17 protein-coding genes are annotated in these 12,803 nt (G+C 68.7%); 13 read left to right on the forward strand and 4 right to left on the reverse strand.

The genetic code is table 11. From position 1 onward, the window contains the following. The first annotated feature begins 86 nt into the window (after positions 1-86). Both OHA58_RS16605 and OHA58_RS16610 read left to right on the forward strand, forming a co-directional pair. Complete coding sequence (locus OHA58_RS16605) at positions 87-2,189, forward strand: fibronectin type III domain-containing protein (RefSeq protein ID WP_405479507.1); 2,103 nt, start codon at positions 87-89, stop codon at positions 2,187-2,189. 247 nt (positions 2,190-2,436) lie between these two features. Further along, positions 2,437-3,111, forward strand: coding sequence for a hypothetical protein (locus tag OHA58_RS16610; protein WP_405479508.1), 675 nt, complete (start codon positions 2,437-2,439; stop codon positions 3,109-3,111). 16 nt (positions 3,112-3,127) lie between these two features. Here the strand turns inward: OHA58_RS16610 and OHA58_RS16615 are convergent, their stop codons facing one another. Together OHA58_RS16615 and OHA58_RS16620 are read right to left on the reverse strand one after the other, a co-directional pair. Further along, positions 3,128-3,823: a Uma2 family endonuclease gene (locus tag OHA58_RS16615; RefSeq protein ID WP_405479509.1), complete on the reverse strand. Its 696-nt coding sequence runs from the start codon at positions 3,821-3,823 to the stop codon at positions 3,128-3,130. Positions 3,824-3,912: 89 nt separating this feature from the next. Next, complete coding sequence (locus OHA58_RS16620) at positions 3,913-4,722, reverse strand: helix-turn-helix domain-containing protein (protein ID WP_405479511.1); 810 nt, start codon at positions 4,720-4,722, stop codon at positions 3,913-3,915. Positions 4,723-5,123: 401 nt separating this feature from the next. Here OHA58_RS16620 and OHA58_RS16625 point away from each other — a divergent pair, with 401 nt between their 5' ends. Both OHA58_RS16625 and OHA58_RS16630 read left to right on the forward strand, forming a co-directional pair. Then, the gene (locus tag OHA58_RS16625) at positions 5,124-5,972 is read left to right on the forward strand and encodes a helix-turn-helix domain-containing protein (protein ID WP_405479512.1); all 849 of its coding nucleotides are present in this window, start codon (positions 5,124-5,126) and stop codon (positions 5,970-5,972) included. Beyond that, positions 5,969-6,178 (forward strand): DUF397 domain-containing protein, encoded by a 210-nt coding sequence (locus OHA58_RS16630; RefSeq protein WP_405479514.1) that lies wholly within the window; start codon positions 5,969-5,971, stop codon positions 6,176-6,178. Before OHA58_RS16625 ends, OHA58_RS16630 begins: the two co-directional genes overlap by 4 nt. 69 nt (positions 6,179-6,247) lie before the next feature. Here the strand turns inward: OHA58_RS16630 and OHA58_RS16635 are convergent, their stop codons facing one another. Together OHA58_RS16635 and OHA58_RS16640 are read right to left on the reverse strand one after the other, a co-directional pair. After that, positions 6,248-7,129, reverse strand: coding sequence for a hypothetical protein (locus OHA58_RS16635; protein ID WP_405479516.1), 882 nt, complete (start codon positions 7,127-7,129; stop codon positions 6,248-6,250). A gap of 651 nt (positions 7,130-7,780) precedes the next feature. After that, positions 7,781-8,260, reverse strand: a complete 480-nt coding sequence (locus OHA58_RS16640) for a helix-turn-helix domain-containing protein (protein WP_405479518.1) — start codon at positions 8,258-8,260, stop codon at positions 7,781-7,783. 174 nt (positions 8,261-8,434) lie between these two features. On the opposite strand from OHA58_RS16640, the gene OHA58_RS16645 reads away from it, so the two are divergent. From OHA58_RS16645 to OHA58_RS16685, 9 genes are all read left to right on the forward strand, one after another. Then, a complete protein-coding gene (locus tag OHA58_RS16645; protein WP_405479520.1) occupies positions 8,435-8,791 on the forward strand; it encodes a WhiB family transcriptional regulator in 357 nt (118 codons plus the stop codon). After that, positions 8,788-9,327: a hypothetical protein gene (locus OHA58_RS16650; RefSeq protein ID WP_405479521.1), complete on the forward strand. Its 540-nt coding sequence runs from the start codon at positions 8,788-8,790 to the stop codon at positions 9,325-9,327. The genes OHA58_RS16645 and OHA58_RS16650 overlap by 4 nt, the downstream gene beginning before the upstream one ends. Further along, positions 9,324-9,563 carry a helix-turn-helix domain-containing protein gene (locus OHA58_RS16655; RefSeq protein WP_405479522.1) on the forward strand — a complete coding sequence of 80 codons (240 nt, stop codon included), beginning with the start codon at positions 9,324-9,326 and terminating at the stop codon, positions 9,561-9,563. Before OHA58_RS16650 ends, OHA58_RS16655 begins: the two co-directional genes overlap by 4 nt. 291 nt (positions 9,564-9,854) lie before the next feature. After that, the gene (locus tag OHA58_RS16660; RefSeq protein ID WP_405479523.1) at positions 9,855-10,256 is read left to right on the forward strand and encodes a hypothetical protein; all 402 of its coding nucleotides are present in this window, start codon (positions 9,855-9,857) and stop codon (positions 10,254-10,256) included. A gap of 58 nt (positions 10,257-10,314) precedes the next feature. Then, the gene (locus tag OHA58_RS16665; protein ID WP_405479524.1) at positions 10,315-10,917 is read left to right on the forward strand and encodes a phage tail protein; all 603 of its coding nucleotides are present in this window, start codon (positions 10,315-10,317) and stop codon (positions 10,915-10,917) included. Positions 10,918-11,015: 98 nt separating this feature from the next. Then, on the forward strand, positions 11,016-11,306 hold the full coding sequence (locus OHA58_RS16670; protein ID WP_405479525.1) for a hypothetical protein: 291 nt from the start codon (positions 11,016-11,018) through the stop codon (positions 11,304-11,306). A gap of 65 nt (positions 11,307-11,371) precedes the next feature. After that, on the forward strand, positions 11,372-11,704 hold the full coding sequence (locus tag OHA58_RS16675; RefSeq protein ID WP_405479526.1) for a hypothetical protein: 333 nt from the start codon (positions 11,372-11,374) through the stop codon (positions 11,702-11,704). Positions 11,705-11,775: 71 nt separating this feature from the next. Further along, positions 11,776-12,183, forward strand: coding sequence for a DUF3592 domain-containing protein (locus OHA58_RS16680; protein ID WP_405479527.1), 408 nt, complete (start codon positions 11,776-11,778; stop codon positions 12,181-12,183). Between the two features lie 77 nt (positions 12,184-12,260). After that, entirely contained in the window at positions 12,261-12,800 is a 540-nt protein-coding gene (locus OHA58_RS16685) for a hypothetical protein (RefSeq protein ID WP_405479528.1), read from the forward strand. The last annotated feature ends 3 nt before the right edge of the window (positions 12,801-12,803 follow it).

The raw sequence follows: 12,803 nt of genomic DNA on the forward strand, positions 1-12,803 counted from the left end.
GGGCGCCCCGTCACTGCCCGCGTCACGCCCCGCAAGACTGCCTGACCTCGTACAACCAACCGCGGCCCCCGCAGGTCTTGATCGTCATGACACCCGCCAGACCCTCAAGTGCTCCGCGCGGCCGCCGCCGTGCGCGAGCCCTCTCCGCGACCGTGGTGGCCGCCACGGCCGGGAGCCTGATCACCGTCACGGCCCCGGCCGCCGAGGCTGCGGTCACGTGCGCCTCGCCCGTCTTCCAACGGCAGTTCTTCGCGAACACGACGTTCTCCGGCACGCCGAAGAAGACCGACTGCGACTCGAAGATCGACCAGAACTGGGGCACGGGCGCGCCCGCGACCGGCCTGCCGAGCAACTACTTCGGCGTCCGCTGGACCGTGACCCGCGACTTCGGCTCGGGCGGCCCGTTCGCCCTGCCCGTAGAGACCCGCGACGGCATCCGCGTGTACGTCGACGACGTGCGCAAGGTCGACATCTGGAAGAACGTGTCGACGACGCAGTCGAAGACCGTCAACGTCACGATCCCCGCCGGCAAGCACACGCTGCGGATCGACTTCGTCAACTGGACGGGCTCGGCGAACGTCAAGTTCGCCTACACACCCCGCACTTCGACAACGGTGGACACGACGAAGCCCCTGGTCCCGACCGCTCCCGCACTCACGTACACCTCCTCGTACCAGGCCAAGTTCAGCTGGTCGGCGAACAAGGAGATGGACCTCGCCGGGTACCGCGTCTACCGGCGCCTCAAGTCCGGCTCGTACCCGGCCCAGCCCCTCGCGACGACCACCTCGACGTCGTTCACGGACACGACCGTCCCCGCGACGGGCGACACGTACGCCTACGAGGTCCGCGCCTACGACAAGGCGGGCAACACCTCGGCCGGCACCGCCGACCAGTACGTCGCCACCGCCGACCGCACCGGCCCCGCCGCCCCGACGGGCCTGACGGCCCACGGCGACCTGCCCGGCATGGTCATCGAGTGGAAGCCGGTCACGGGCGCCACCGCCTACGAGCTGTACGAGAAGTCGGCCACGACCGGCGCGTACACGCTCCTGAAGCGGCAGAGCGGCACGTCGTACATCCACTACGTGAGCGCCGACGCCACCCGGCACACCTACGCGGTGCGCGCCTTCGACGCGGCCGGCAACCCGAGCGCCTACTCGGCCACCGTCACCTCGGACGGCATCGACCGCACGGCGCCTGCGTCGCCCACGTCGCTCGAGGCGACGGTCGACACCAGCCAGGTGCGGCTGTCGTGGCAGGTGCCCTCGTCGATGCGCGACGAGCTGGACAACGACGCCCGCTTCGTCGTGTACCGCGCGCAGGGCACCTCGCTTGGCGCAGACCCCGCGGCGATCACCTGCGAGAACGAGTCGAGCACCAGCGACTCGGGCAGCGGCACGTACACGTTCCAGTGCTACGACCGCGCCGCGGTACTCGACACCGTCTACACGTACGGCGTCGCCGTGCGCGACGGCCGGGGCAACGAGTCGGCTGTGTCGGACACGGTCACGGTGACGACCTCCGACCGCGTACCGCCGCGTCCGGTCACCGGCCTCAAGGCCACGCCCCGCGGCGACGGCACGCTCCTGAGCTGGGACAAGCCGGCAGCGGACGAGGACGTCGTCGCGTACCACGCCCAGCGCGGAGTCCGCCAGGCCGACGGCACCGTCAAGTGGCAGGGTCCGTACCTCCCCTGCGTGGACGGGAAGGACGACCCGCTGGCGATCTTGTGCATCGACGTCCCCGACGGCGAGACCTACGTCTACGCGGTGACCGCCGAGGACCAGTGGGGCAACGAACTGCCCATCACAAACTCCTCGGTCCCCAACGTCACGAGCACGGAGCTCAGTCTGGAACCGGCGGACGCGGTCGGCAGCGACCCGGGTCCGATCGCCGGTGGCGGCGGCTGGCAGGCGTCGGAGGCCATCTCCGGCGCGTATTGGCGCTGCACGGACCCGGTGGCGTGCGAGGACATCAAGGAGTTCCGCATCAGCCGCTGGAACCAGCAGACGGGCACGTACGAGCCCCTGGCCACGGTCCCCTCCGACGGCGGCACGACGTCGCAGTACTACAGGGACGAGACCCAGCCGCTGGGCGAGACGTCGTTCTACCAGGTCATCGGCGTACGGGCCGACGGCACAACGACCGCGGCGGGCCACCCGTTCACGGTCCGGCCGGACCTGGTCTGACGCCGCGTACCGAGTGACGACGAGAGAGAGCGCCGCTTCGCCCCGCCGGACTGTCCGGCGGGGCGAAGTGCTGTCGACGCACAGGAACAGAAGCAAGCAGAAGCCCCACGGAGCCAGGCAGATCCCCTTTACGCACTCCGGCCCCACCGGCACACTGACCACGCATCACCCCGTCAGGCGACCGGTGCTTCCCCCCTCCCCGGGCCGACGGACTCCTCCTGCTGGCCCGAGGAACAGAGGAAGCACCATGAGACGCTCCACCCTGCTCACGCGTGCCCTGGGTACCGGGGCGCTGGCCGCCGCTGCGACCTCCCTGGCTCTGGTCTACGTACCTGTCACCACGTCGGCCCCACGTCTCGACATCGTCGGGGCGCTGGCCGCGGGCGCCGTGCTCACAGCCGCCTGGGCGCTGGCGTGCCTCACCGCGCCCCGCCTGACGGCACCGGTCACGTCCCCGCCCGTCGAGCCCGCCGCCCTACCGGCCCAACTTCCGTCGCCTCCCCGTGACTTAGGGCGGGCGACGGGCGCCGCACTGATCGCACTCACCCCCTGCACCCTGGCCTGGCTCGCCATGACAGGTGGCACGTTCATCGGCTCCTTCCTCTTCTTCCTCACCCTGTTCGGCACGCTGAAGATCGCCACGTTCCTGCGCCGCTCGGCGTCGCCGAAAGTCTTCCGGGACAAGGTGCGGGTTCTGATCGAGGACGCCGCCGCCGGCGCCCTCCTCGCATCCCTCCTCTGCCTGCCCGCCCTCCTCCTCGGCACCGACGGCCTGCCGGCCCTGTTCGCCTGGCTGCTGTGCGGCCTGGCGGCGGCCGCCTTCGTGTACGGGGTGCTGCGCGGGGTCGGCGCGAACCCGGACTCCGTCGTCAAGGACACCGAGTGGACGGTGCGGGACGAGCAGGATCCGTCGATCACGTGACATGACGGCGGCGCGGTCAGGCGCGGCGTGGTCCGGCGCGGCGTGGTCCGGCGCGGCGTGGTCCGGCGCGGCGTGGTCCGGCGCGGCGTGGTCCGGTGATCGCCTCATCGAGGGTGAACCCCTTGGCGGGGCCCTCGGGGATGGTCACCTCCGTGCCGTACGGCACCTGGTGCACGCCCACCCAGTCCCCCTTGTCGGAGCGGGGCTCGGTGAGGACAGTGACGGTGCCCTGGGCGTCGTGGTCGTCGATGATCACGTATACGGGGATGCCCGCGCGGGCGTACTCGCGGCGCTTTTTCCTGATGCGGTCGCGTTCCTGGCTGCGCTGGCCGGGAGAGACGACTTCTACGACGAGGCGCACTGCCGCGGCCGTGATACCGAGACCGTCGGCCGTGACGTATCGATCGACATCCCTGGGGACGATGAACAGATCTGGTACCCACGCGCTGCCCCTGTGCACGACGTTGATGTCGTTGCGGGCGACGAAGTCCGTCTCCTTCAGGAAGAAGACCAGCTCGTCGCGGAGCAGATTGGTGATCTGGCCGTGGGAAAAGCGGCCGGTGGGCGACACCTCGATGGCTCCCTCAATGATCTCGGCGTGATAGCCCTCGGGGAGTTCCATGGCCTTCCATGCCTGCCACACAACCCTTTCCAGCTCGGACAGCCCCTCGTCGGACGGAGCGTTCTCTGTCTGGGTCGCGATGTCAGGCATGGTCCTGGGCCTCTCACCGGCAAGAGCGGTCATCGTGGCGCACCTCCTTTCAGTGTGGGCTCGGCGTACAGGGGACACAAGCGACACGATCAGTGCGGCGTCGGGCGGCAGCCGGGACAGCGGCCCGGTTCCGGGCCCCGGTAGGCGTGGTCGCAGACGTCGCAGTTCCGGAGTGGGTGACGGACCGTGGGTGGTGGTGTGGCAGTAGCGGTTGCCGCGAAGCCGCTGGTGCGGGGCGGGAGTTGGGCCGTCAGGCGGTGCGCGAGGAGAGCCGCCGGGCGGTGGATCGGGCGGTCCTCGGGCAGGTCGCGGGTGAGGGCGTGGCGTACGGCGGAGGGGGCCAGATCCCGTTCCAGCCATGCGGCCACGCCGGGCGCGAGGCGTTCGGCGTCGCGCACGGAGAGGGTGAGACGGGAGTCGGCGCGGTGGAGGGTGGCCAGGAGGTCCGTGGCCGCCTGGAGGATGCCGGGGCCGGGGGTGTGCTCCGGGTGGGGGACGGCGAGGGGCCGGGGCTTCTTCTTCGGCGGGGGCTGGCGCCTTGCGGGGGCTTCGGAGGTGGTGGCGCCCGGCCGATTGCAGGAGACCGTACGCGTACGCACCCGCCCGTCCGGTGTGCGATGCCGTTCGCGCCGCAAGTAGCCGTGGGCCTCCAGTTCACGCAGGGCGGCGGCGATGCGAGTGACGCCCTCCGGGAAGCGGGCTGCGAGGGTACGGACGTCGGCGCGGGCCCCTGCCGGGAGCGACTGGATGTGCACGGCGAGGCCGATCGCGAGGCCGGAGAGTTCGCGGTGCTGGGCGAGGTGGTTGCCGATGACCGTGAAACGGGTGTGATGGCGGGCGTTGTCGTGGACGATGCCGCCCGGGGCGCGCGAGGGCGCGCTAGGGTGCTGGGTATCCATGGGGGAGACCTCGTGTGTCTCTTCCTGTGGTCAGGCCCTCGCACTGGGATTGCAGTCCCGGCGGGGGCCGTCGCATGTCTGGTGTTGTTGTGCTGCTGCTCTCGCTGGTCGTGAGCGTAGAGGGCGCAACCGGCATATGTGCAAGCCCAGTTGGTGACCTTCACCCGTCCGAGTGGCTTCGGCGCCTCCGGCGGGAGGCGGGGTGGGGCTTGGCCTGGGTTCTTTCCCTCTCGACCGTTTCTTTGGTGTTGCCGTCCACGGCACCGGCGTACGGGTTTCCGTGCCACGGTCGCCACATGCCCAGCTTTTGTCCAGGGCTGTACAGGCTGCCCAATCCGCCTTATGGGTACGGCCGTTGGCAAACATGGGCGGGGAGCTCGGCGGACTGGAGATGCGCGCGGATGACTGAGGCGACAGGCAGTGACGGCTGGGAGATCGAACCAGGTGATGAGCAGGGTGCGGCGGTGGTGGCGCTCGTCGGGCGACTGTTGAGGGCCCGCCGGGAGGCAGGGGGACTCAAGGCATCTGAACTGGGTTCAGCCATGGGCTACGGCGAAGGGATCATCTACAAGGTCGAGGCCGGCGCGCGGATTCCCCGGCCGGAGTTCCTCGACAAGGCGGACGAGGTACTGAAGACCGGCGGGCTCTTCGGGGACATGAAGCCGGCCGTGGCGGAGATCCGGTATCCGAAGAAGGTGCGGGACATCGCGCAGATGGAGGCCAAGGCTGTCGAACTGACGGCGTACTGGAACCACAACCTGCACGGCCTCCTGCAGACGGCGGAGTACGCGCAGGCGCTCATCTCCATGTGGCGCCCGGTGCTGGCTCCGGAGACGATCGAGCGGGGTGTGGCCGGACGCGTGGCCCGGAAGTCCGTCTTCGAACGCGACCTGGCGCCCAGCCTCAGCTTCATCCAGGAAGAGGCCACGCTACGGCGCCCGATCGGAGGGAAGATGGTGTTGCGGCGCCAACTCGAACATCTCCTGGAACTCGGCCAGTTGCGCCATGTCGAGATCCAGGTGATGCCGACGGCACGCGAGGATCACGCCGGAATGAGCGGGGAGATGGAGGTGCTGAAGTTCAGGGACGGAACGGCGATCGGTCGCTGCCACGGCCTCTACGCCGGACGCCCGGTCTCCGACCTGAACCAGCTCCGCGTCATCGAACTGCGGTGTGGCATCATCCGGGCTCAGGCGCTCACACCAGAGGAGTCGCTGGCCTTCATCGAGCAAGTGCTGGGAGAACTATGAACCGCGAGACCCCCGCCGGGGACCCGTCCGAACCGGTCTGGTTCAAGAGCAGCTACAGCAGCGGCAGCGACGACCCGAACTGCGTAGAGGTCGCCCACACCCCCGGCACCGTCCACATCCGCGACTCCAAGAACACCCAGGGCCCCCGCCTCACGGTGAACGGCACGGCCTGGGCGGACTTCCTCACGTACGCCGGCGAACGCTGAACCCACCCGACGCGACCGACCCGTTTCATCGATGTGGTGCGCCACTGCAAGGCCGTCCTCCACCGCGGGTCACAGCAATGCCGCCACGACGAAGTAGAGGTAGACCACCGGGTAGGCCGCGGTGAGCAAGCTGATGGGCAGGCCGAGGAGGACGTACGCGAGGAAGAGCAGCACTCGGACAACGGGCCCGGACCGGGAGCTCATGCGCTTCGGGGCGCAGGGATCGTACGTCACCTCGATCCGCTCCGGGTCGGTGGCGACGAGCCTGCCTCCGCCCAGGTGCTCGCGCTCCACACCCTCGGTATCGGTGAAGGTGTACACCTTGGTGGATGTGGTCTCGCCCTCCGATCCCGTGCCGTAGGAGGTCCGTTCGTACGTGGCCACCACGGTGATCCCGCGATGGCGCAGGAGCCACCAGTCCTTCGTCGCCCGGTACACGGCTGCCGTGATCGCGCAGCCGACGAGGAACACCGTGTAGAAGGCCGTCCAGATCACGACCATTTCCCAGTGACCGGTTGCGGACGTCAGCCCGAGCCCCAGGACGAACAGGCCGCCGAAGAACCACCACGCTGCCCTCTCCCCGGCCGTCCGCCCCGGGCCCGGCCGCCGGACTCTCGGCGGCTTCGGCAGGACCGACACGGCCGCGGAACCGTCCCGGCGCGGCTCGGCCGCATCCCGCACGGGCAGGGTGGAGTTGACGGCGGCGGCGAAGGCTGTGGCGGCCGCGGTGCTCGACGGACGCAGGGGGTAGCTGACGGGGACGGACGCGTCCGGGCCCGAGGTCAGAACGATCTCGATGCCACGCCGCCCCTTCGGCCCGCGCGCCCGGACCGTCTCAATGGCGGTCAATGGGATACGCACACGCAGCCCACTACCGAACCGGTCCAGCAGGACGGCATCCCGCTCCAGGCGGGCGGTAGTACGACGGCTGCGCAACACCTGTTCGGCCACGACGGCACGGTAAGGCATGGGCATGACGCCCCGGAAGACGAGGGGAACACCATCAGAAATGCCGAGGGACACGTCGGCATGCACCCGCACCATCAATCCGGCTCAGACCCCCGTTCATGCTCCCGTCCCCCCTCACGCGAACGCCCCCGCGGCGGCCGCGGGCGGTGTGGCATCAGGTCACGGACGTTCGCGTCGCCCGCTCCTACCAGCGGGAGCGGGTGTGTGTCGTCGCCGGCGGGGCGTAAGACCCCGCCCGACTCGTCCTCCCGGTCGGGAAACCGCAGCAGACGGCCCGGTACGGGAATGGGCGGCTCGGCCGGCGGGTGGTCCACCGCACCTGCCCGCTCGCGCAGGTCCGCCGGGGAATCCGTCGCTCGCGCATGCTCATCCCATCCCACCTGGAACCAGTCGATCCGACCCCTGTCGAGCTCGTCGGCCGTGAGGATGCGTACACCGTCGACGCCCGCCTGCTGAACCTTGCGGCCCAGTTCGATCAGAAGGCCCCCCAACAGGTCTGATACGTCGCCCTGTTCGGCCGCAGCCCCCGCGTCCCCGGACTCACTGCGCGTAGATGCCAGTGCCTCCGAGTCTCCCCCCTCGCGCCCCATACGCACATCCCTTCAGGCCCCTCCCCCAGGGGCTACCGTTCTCTCAGCCGCCGTCCGGCAGAAATTGCTTCGCGACCTTGACGAAGGTCTCCAGCAGCTCAGGCGGCACCCCCATTCTCCGCGCCGCCTCCTCCGGACTGAGGCGCTGGTCCTCTGCACCCCTTTTCCCTTCGTACGTTCCGGTAATCGGCAGGTCGCTCTCCGAGACGCGTCCGGAACGGATCAGCATGTCGCGCAGGGGGACGTCGAGTACGCCGGCCAGGCGTCGCATCGTCTCCAGGTCCGGCATGCTCTGACGCTGCAACAGACGGCTGACTGCGGCGCGATGGACTCCGGCGTCGTCCGCCAGTTTCGACTTCCCGCCCCCGCGCGGACTGTCGATGTCGTAGCCCCGCCCGCGCAGCAGACCCTCGATCCAGGACGCGAACTCCTCAAGCCCGTCCGCCCCCTTGGGGCGACTGCGCGCCCCCTCGTCCCGGTAGCTCTGGTCGTTGTGGGCATTGGCCCACGAGCTCGTGCCCATGTGGTCGGTCTCCCCTCGTCGCGGGGACAGGGTACCGATCGCGCGCGCACCAAAGGTGTGCGCGCTCGCGCGCAGTTGTAGAGATTCGCCCAACTTGCTTGGTCAGCACGGCCGTTGGCTCACCCCTCACACGTCACAGCAGACACTTCAATCGCTTGCGCTCGCGCTCGCACCATGCGACGCTGGGCGCGCGTTCGCAATTGTCGAACATATGTTCCCATACGTGGGGAGGCGCTGCACGTGTCCGGTCTGACGACTTCTTTCACTGCCGCTTTGACCTTGGCTTTCCTTGATTCCGACGATCAGCTCGACTGGCGCAGGACAGCCGCCTGCGCCCACCTTCCTCAACGTTCCGTGTTCACCCGGAACCCCTCCGAAGCCGAACCGGCGTTGCGAGCCTGCAATCACTGCCCGATACGGGAAGAGTGCGAGGCCGTGGTCGATCCCGCGCACACCTGGTTCGACGGCGTGAGTGGGGGGCGACTGTGGCGCAATGGGCGCGCGGTCGTCGACGGGAGGGCGGGACTATGAGCAGCCGCATCCCGGACGTGGCGGATGTCGAGACCTCCTCCGCTGCTGCCGCCGTCTGGCTCCGCAGCCTCGCTCTTCGATTTCCGGAGCTGATCGAGGAGCTGGCGCCCTCAATGGGCAGGACCACGGGGGAGCGGCGCGGGGGCGCTCCCACCGGTGGCTCGGCACCTGTCCGACTCTTCGTCTCCGACACCCTTCGTGACGTCACCGACGGGGTCGTGGAACTGGAGGAGGCCGTACGCGAACGGCTCGGGCTGCGGCCTGCGCGGCCCGCCCCCGTCCCCGTACGCCTGCGCCGGATCGCGTCACTCTTCGACCGCTTCGCCCAACTCCCGGACCTGGCCGCCCATGTGGCGTCGGAGTCCCGCCGCATGGCCGAGCGCTGCGGGCGGGCGCTGGGCGAGCCCGAGCAGCTCGTACGTATCGCCGGACGCTGCCCCGCGTGCGACTCCGTCTCGTTGCGGGCACTGCCGGAGCGGGCGGTCGTGATGTGCATCAACCCCGCCTGCCGCCACATCCTGGAGGACGCGTCGTGACCTGCCCTCCGGCCACCGCCCCCCTCACCTCCGCCGGCCCGCTCATCACCGGCGACCTCGCCGCGGCCGAGACCGGCGTCGCCCCCGCCACCATCCGCAAGTGGGTACAGCGCGGTTACCTGGCGGCGGCCGGACAGCAGGGACGCGCCCTGCTCTATCGCCTCGAGGACGTGTTCGCCGCCGAACGCGCGGTGAATCTGCGAACCGACCCCGCCTCATCCCGGTCCATCGACTAGGACTGCCACTACCGGGCCTCCGAAGGCCGTGTCCGCGCATCACGCGGACACGGCCTTCTCGCATGCGGGAGCGCCAACAGCCTTGCAAACACATCCAGTTGCGAGATCAGGGCCTCTGCGTCACAGTTGAAGCAGCGGCAGAGCTGCGCCCACGGACCGAACGGATCCGGGGCGACGGTCCTGCCGCTTTGTGTTGCCCAGACGAGCCCGGACCTCCTCGTCGCCGTCGCGGCCGGGCCCCGTACCGATCCTGCTCTCCGTCCTTCCGAACCCTCCGAAGGGAGCGTTCATGTGTCTGTACTGAACTTTCCCGACGTCGAACGCCTCGTCGTCGACTTCCTGAAGAACCGCACCGAGCTGGCCGGGACCACCGTCGACAACCGGCCGCCCAGCGGCTTCGACGGCACCCAGCAGGTCGTCCTCGTCTCGCGTACCGGCGGCACGTGGATCGACGACCTCTACCTCGACCATCCGATCGTCGACCTCGAGGTCTACGCCGCCGACAAGACGACGGCCCACACGATCTCGCTCGCCGCCCGTGCCTGTGTCCACGAACTCCAGGGCACCGCCTACGGAACGGCGATCGTCACCGACGTGTCGGAGGTGGAGGGTCCGCGCTGGTACCCCGACTACAACCGCCCGGCGAGCAACCGCTATCTCACCCGGCTGCAGCTCTCCGTCCGTCCTGCCTGACCCGGCCCACGCCTCAGACCTCGGACCTCAGACCTCAGACTCATGAAGGAGTCGTTCCATGGCCTCTCCCAACACCAGCTCGCAGATCCGCGTCCCGGGGACCGGCAAGGTGCTCGTCGCCCAGTACAACCCGACCACGCCGGTCGCCGGCCCCGCCGACACCAGCGTGGCCTGGCCGGCCGGGTGGACCGAGCTGGGCTACACCTCCACCGACGGCGTCAAGCTCGCCAAGAAGGACAAGATCGACCAGGTGGACGGCTGGCAGTCGGTGAGCGCGCTGCGCTACATCTACTCCGACCGTGAGCTCACGCTGAAGTTCCAGCTGCTGCAGTTCAACAAGACCACCCTGCCGTTCTTCATGGGCGGCGGCGCCACGGCGACCGCGCCGACCCCGGCCGGGGCCGGCACCTACAAGTACGACCTCACCACCAACCCGGCCGCCGACGAGCGCGCGCTGGGCTTCGAGTTCGCGGACAGCCAGAACGGCACCTCGGTCGTCTACCGCCTGATCGTCCCGCGCGGCCAGGTCACCGACACCGAGGAGATCTCGATGACCCGCACCGGCGCCATGAAGCTCGGCATCACCTTCACCGCGTTCGCCCAGGACGACACGACGAAGCCGCTGGCCACGTGGCTGATGAAGGACGGCGCGTACGCGTAACGGGCCCCGCCCCGCACCAGGAGGCCCGGCGCGCGCCCCATGGGCGCCGGGCCTCGGTCGTCCCCTGACTTCACCAACTCACATGCTTGGAGAACCCCATGGCCGGATTCAACGTCAACGCGGCCCGCGCCCAGCGCCTCGAAGCGCTCGGCCGCGCCTGGACATTCGAGCTCGACAACGACTCGTTCGAGCTGCCGACCGAACTCAGCCGCGCCGTCGCGCGTAAGCTGCGCGACCTCGACGACAACGACGTCGACGGACTCCTGCGACTCCTCCTCGGAGAGCAGCAGTTCACCCGCTTCGACCGGCACGACGTCACGATGCAGGACATCGCCGCGATCCTGGAGGCCTACGGCAAGGAGACGGGGCTGGGCCTGGGGGAAGACTGAGCCTCGACGCGCTCGTCGAAGAGCACGCCGAGGCCATCGAGGCCGATCTGCTGCGCCATTACGGCGTGGATCTGCTGGACTGGTACCGGGGACGGCTGTCGTCACGGCGGCTGGCAGTGCTGGTGCGGCACATGCCGCGCGACAGCGCGCTGGCACAAGGACTCCACGGCAACACGGCCGAGTGGACGACGACCGACCACCTGCTCGCCGCAGTGGTCGACTATCTGGCCGAGGCCAACTGGATGTTCGCCACCGTCAACCGGGACGAGGACGCCGAGCCGTTGGAGCCGCCCGCGCCGGTGCCGCGCCCTGGTGCGGCGGCTGAGGACGAGGCCTCCGCCGCATCCGTCCCGGACTCGCTGCCGGCCCTGGAGGAACTGTCCAGGTTCTTCTCCTGACGGCCATGCGACAGCTGTAACATGTGCCCCTCTTCGAGGGGACCTACCATATGAATTCTGGAAAACTCTGGGTGGCTCTGATCATCTGCGGGGTCATGTCGGTCATCTTCATTCGCGGAACTATATTCCTCTACCGCAACGGGAACGGCGGATTCAGACTCAGACGTCGCGGCGTTGCCACCACGGCGATGTGCACCGACATCCAGGCTCTGGACGGCGCGTTTTCTCTTCATTACGAGTACGAGGTGGACGGAGCGAGCTACACAGGCAGCTCTTCCGCCATCACCACGACGAGCATCACGCCGGGGGAGGATATAGCGGTCACGTACGACCCCCGTCGGCCCTCCCGATCCGACGCGACCGAGTGCGTCGGGAAGCACCGGATTCTCTTCCTGGCCCTCCTCGCCCTTCTGGCTCCCGCGACCGTCGCACTGTGCGTCTTCGAGCTGCTCCTCATAGAGGTCATGCTCTTCGACTGAGAAATACCGCCCCGCACCCGGCCCGGCACCTGTCAGGCCGGGCTTTTGTGTTCCTGATTCACCTTCAGGAGATTCGCATGTCAGTGGACCCATCCATAGAACTCGCCATCAACAGCACCGTCAGGACCATCCTCGACCACGTCAAGCCCCAATGGGTCAAGGACGTCCAGGCAACGCTCCTGAAGAGCGATTTCCAGGCCGCCACACTAAGCGCCCAGTTCTTCAAAATGGACCACTCCCTCTTCAAGTGGGACGAGAAAGGTTTCACCTTCGCCGGGAAGCCCGTCGGCCAGAAGAAGCAGAACGAGGAGGACAAGAAGGAGAAGCTGTCCGGACTCTTCAGGGACGTCGGCACACTGAAAGAAGAGATCGGCAGGGCGGGCATCGACCTCACTGAGTTCAAGACCGACCTGAACAGCCAAGTGGAACGTGTTCGCACGCGGGCCAGGGTCGCGCAGGACGATGCCGCCGATGCGAAGCAGAAGGCCAACTCGGCCCGGAATCTGGTGAGCTCCGTGGAGAGGTCTACCAAACTCGCGGCCGCAAGTGCCGAGCGCGCGAGCAAGAGCTTCTCGACTCTTGATCAGCGCATCTCCGAGCTCGAATCCCGCTTCTGAAGA

Origin of the sequence: Streptomyces sp. NBC_00009 (assembly GCF_045040855.1) — a bacterium.
In the GTDB taxonomy this organism is placed as follows: domain Bacteria; phylum Actinomycetota; class Actinomycetes; order Streptomycetales; family Streptomycetaceae; genus Streptomyces; species Streptomyces aureus.